Origin of the sequence: Moorena sp. SIO4A1 (assembly GCF_010672065.1) — a bacterium.
Classification (GTDB): Bacteria; Cyanobacteriota; Cyanobacteriia; order Cyanobacteriales; family Coleofasciculaceae; genus Moorena.
Map to the genome: position 1 here is coordinate 1 of NZ_JAAHHX010000402.1, position 1947 is coordinate 1947.

A 1947-nucleotide genomic window follows, 5' to 3' on the forward strand; every position below is an offset into this window, starting at 1 on the left:
TCGCAAGTCGTAGCCTTGACACTCGCCGGTCTAAAGACGCGGGGATTCCTAGATCAACGAGCCGCCTTAAACCGCCGAGTTCCTATCTTTGACGCCGCCAAAAACAAGACAATACTTAACCAAAAATCCGCAAAAGCCAAATTCCCAGTCAATTCACGACAGACCCAGAGGGCAGTTCTCCTTAGGCGTTCGAGTACTCCTACTGTTTCCTCAAGTTTCGGTGTGCCCCACCGTACTTTGGCTTATCTCAAGAGTGATTCTTCTGGGTTCACACGCCAACTGTTAATTGACGATTGGGTTTTTAAAGAGGATTCTCCCTGCCCTCTGAGCATTACTACTTTATGGTCAATCAATGACGGGTCTCTCTCCCGGTTGAGCCAACGGTTTTGCAGCCTGTACTCACATTTAACTACATCGCCTTTGAAGATGATTTCGGAAACTGATCAAATATTTTTTTTCTAGGCGGCTAAAGCCGCTGTGAGTCTTCATCCCCGGTTTAAAAACACGGGGCTTTCGACTTGTACGTCCCCGCGTAAAGTAAGCTCATTCCGACCAACGGATCAGTTTCAGTTTCATTGACAGGAATGCTTTGGTATTCACCATCCCAGATTACAGTTGCCGCATATACCTCAAAGGTGGCTTCGCTACCATCACCCAAAGTTCCTCGCTCAACTCCAGTCCAAGGTAAATTTAGGGCAATGATGGTTTCGCGGGGCAAGCTTAAGAAACCTGTATAACCAGTATCAATAACAGCGTCAATCACTCGCCTTTGGGCATTTTCATTACCAACGACTAGCCGAATCGTTGCCTCACAGTTTGTATTTACCACACCGTACATCATACATGTTGTTTGAGGCTCCGTGCGCCGAAACGGTGAACAGCTCGATGCCCAATCCGAACAATCCAAGGCTGGGCATTTGGGAGTCGCTCAAACAAACCATTTGTAGCACTGAGAATATCATCAGCCAGCTCAAAGTCCCCAGTTTCAATGTCAATGGCTAGGATTCTGCCATTATTGCCTGCTTCAACCAAAGGGCGTACTTTAGTCTGATAGATGTAATCTCCACGCCTAGCAAATTCTTCTTTGCTATAGCGAGGTTGCCGAACTACCATTGTTTTGACCTCTGTTCAAGATTAACGCAGACTATGATTATAGCCTGAACTTAATGGGTGCATCTCACAGTGGTAAATCTATAACTTAGGGAACTCGAAAGCTGAAGTCTGATCAGAAAGAACGACAGTATGGAAAAGCGATTGGCCGTAGGCCACGCTACGCGATCGCATTTCTGATCCCAGTCACCTGATCGGTATAATGAAACACAGGAAACTTTAGAAGATGGGGAGTCAGATCAGCAACTGGCTCCCCTTTTTACTGGCTGCATAGCTATTTACTAAAATTAAAAACTTGTGTAGTTTACTTATTTTATAAATCCTAGAAATTGCTTTCAGTAATTTTAGTATTAATCTCCCCATAATCCGCTATTTTACTATACAATTTACTACACTGAATACCATGACAGCAACGAGAGCAGTGATCTCTTTTTGATGAGATGGTTTTTAGGATTAGTCTAGAAGTAAAAAATAGAAATGAGCGAACCAATAGCTGACTATGACAATCCTTGGAAAGAAGCATTACAAGCCTATTTCGATTCATTTTTGCAGTTTTGTTTTCCCCAAGTTCACACTCTGATTGATTGGAATCAGACCCCCCAAGCCCTTGATACAGAATTACAGCAAATAGTTGGTGCAGCCGAATCAGGAAAAAGAATCGCTGATAAATTATTCCAGGTGTGGCTCTGTAGTGGAAATGAAACTTGGGTCTTGATTCATGTAGAGGTACAAAGCCAAAAAGAATCAACTTTTGCTAAGCGAATGTACCAATATCATTACAGGGCATTTGACCTGTACGAAAAACCTGTGATTAGCTTAGCGGTATTGGGAGATGAA

The 1947-nt window shown here is 43.5% G+C and carries 4 protein-coding genes; 2 read left to right on the forward strand and 2 right to left on the reverse strand.

The window, feature by feature from the left end; genetic code table 11:
• Positions 1–462 (forward strand): hypothetical protein (locus tag F6K53_RS38730; protein WP_293085168.1); only part of this gene is annotated, 462 nt, incomplete at its 5' end.
• A gap of 34 nt (positions 463–496) precedes the next feature.
• Here F6K53_RS38730 and F6K53_RS38735 read toward each other — a convergent pair.
• Together F6K53_RS38735 and F6K53_RS38740 are read right to left on the reverse strand one after the other, a co-directional pair.
• Positions 497–841: a clan AA aspartic protease gene (locus F6K53_RS38735; protein WP_293085171.1), complete on the reverse strand. Its 345-nt coding sequence runs from the start codon at positions 839–841 to the stop codon at positions 497–499.
• Positions 838–1113, reverse strand: coding sequence for a hypothetical protein (locus F6K53_RS38740; RefSeq protein ID WP_293036609.1), 276 nt, complete (start codon positions 1111–1113; stop codon positions 838–840). The genes F6K53_RS38735 and F6K53_RS38740 overlap by 4 nt, the downstream gene beginning before the upstream one ends.
• A gap of 474 nt (positions 1114–1587) precedes the next feature.
• Here F6K53_RS38740 and F6K53_RS38745 point away from each other — a divergent pair.
• Positions 1588–1947, forward strand: a 360-nt coding sequence (locus F6K53_RS38745; RefSeq protein WP_293085174.1) for an Rpn family recombination-promoting nuclease/putative transposase, incomplete at its 3' end; no start/stop codon positions are given.